Consider the following 1795-nt stretch of genomic DNA (forward strand, 5'->3'; position numbering starts at 1 on the left):
AGGCCAGCCACTGGCTGATCTCGCCGAGCAGGGCCGGTCTGTTCCGGGGATACAATGTGCCCGACGGATCGGATTTCGACGCGAGGTAGACCAGGATCGCCTGGGCGTCGCGCAGGATCAGCCCTTCATCCTCGATGACCGGCAGCTGGCCAAGCGGATTGAGCTTCAGGAACCATTCCGACTTGTGTTCGCGGCCGGGGTAGAAGTCGACCGGCACTGTCTTGTAGTCGATGCCGAGAAAACTCATCAGCAGCCGCAGCTTGTAGCAATTGCCCGAAAGTTCGTAATCGTAAAGCGTGATCATCGGGAGTTCCTAAACGTCGAGCACGAGGCGTGCCGATTTGGCGCGCGAGACGCAGGTCATGATCCTGGTTCCGGCCTTGCGCTCGGCATCGTTGAGGTAGACGTCCTGATGGTCCGGCTCGCCTTCGATCACGGTGGCGACGCAGGTGCCGCATGCGCCCTGCTCGCAGGACGACGGAACATCGATGCCATTCTCGCGCATCACCTGCATGATCGTCTTGCCGGCCGGCACCTGCAGCGTGACGCAGGAGCGCGCCAGCGCTACTTCGAAGCTCGAACTGTCGTCGATCTTGTTGGTGTTCTTGAAATATTCGAAATGGATGGCGGTATCCGGCCAGCCCTGCTCGGCGGCGATCTTGCGCGCGGCTTCCAGCATCGGTCCGGGACCGCAGATATAGAGATGCATGCCGTCCCGGTAACCGGCGAGAATCCCTCGAAGCTCGGCGCCGGTCGCGTCCGGCGACAGCCCGAGATGCGGCTTCAGCGCATCGCCGAGATGCTTCAGCCGATCGGCGAAAGCGAGGTGTTCCTGCCCTTGCGCAAAATAGTGCAGTTCGTGCGCCAGTTCCTGGTTCTTCAGCGCCTGCGCCATTGCGAGCAGCGGCGTGATGCCGATGCCGCCGGCGACGAACAGCGTCTTGATCGCGTCACGGCGCAGCGGGAAATTGTTGCGCGGCTCGGAAATCGCCAGCACGTCCCCCTCGCGCACAGTCTCGTGCATGCATTTCGAACCGCCCTTGGAATCGCGCTCCAGCTTGACGCCGATGATGAAGCTGTCGGTTTCACCAGGGCCGTTGGTGATCGAATACTGCCTGATCTCGCTATTGGGCATATGGACGTCGATATGGGCTCCAGGCTGGAACGTCGGCAGGATGCCCTTGATCGGGCGGAGCTCGAAACCGGCAACGCCGTCGGCCGCCTGCCATTTCCTGGCCACGCTGACGCGCAGCGCCGCCTTGCGGCCATGCGCGGTCACCTCGGGCATTTCGGCGAGTTCGGCCGACACCCTTTCGTAGATCGGCTCGATCGGCGCGGGCGCCGGTGCGTTCGCGACGTCGCGCTCGACCTCGTCGCGCAGCTTGGAAAGCCGCTCATTGTGGTGGCGCAGGATGGCGATGCGGGCGGCTGCTTCGACCTCCTGATCGAGCACGCCACGGATCACCGAACGGTTTGAATCAACCGGCTGCACGAAGAACACGCCGCGCGTCTCGGCACCACCATCGTGCGAGTGAAGCGCCACGGCAAAATCCCGCGCGGCCTCGATGATGGTTTCCGCGCCCTCGCCTTCGATCGCTGCGTTGGGCTGAAAGCGATAGGCCTTCAGCCCTTCGACGACCTTGTCGGCCGGCGCGTTGACCGCGATGCCGCGCAAGGCGAGCAGCTTGCCTTCGGTCAGCGCGGCAACATCCGGCACCTCGCCGCGAGGCTCCTCGGAGGACCAGACCAAGCCGTAGCGCTCGACCCCGGGGAAGGTGCGGTTGGTGATGGTGCG

The 1795-nt window shown here is 63.8% G+C and carries 2 protein-coding genes; both read right to left on the reverse strand.

Features of this window, described 5'->3' with window-relative positions:
- On the reverse strand, positions 1–304 hold a 304-nt coding region (locus FJ980_RS30490; protein ID WP_181181360.1), incomplete at its 3' end, for a glutathione S-transferase N-terminal domain-containing protein.
- Positions 305–313: 9 nt separating this feature from the next.
- Positions 314–1795 (reverse strand): 2Fe-2S iron-sulfur cluster-binding protein (locus FJ980_RS30495; protein ID WP_140547296.1); only part of this gene is annotated, 1482 nt, incomplete at its 5' end.

This window comes from Mesorhizobium sp. B1-1-5, from assembly GCF_006443065.1.
Taxonomy (GTDB): Bacteria; Pseudomonadota; Alphaproteobacteria; order Rhizobiales; family Rhizobiaceae; genus Mesorhizobium.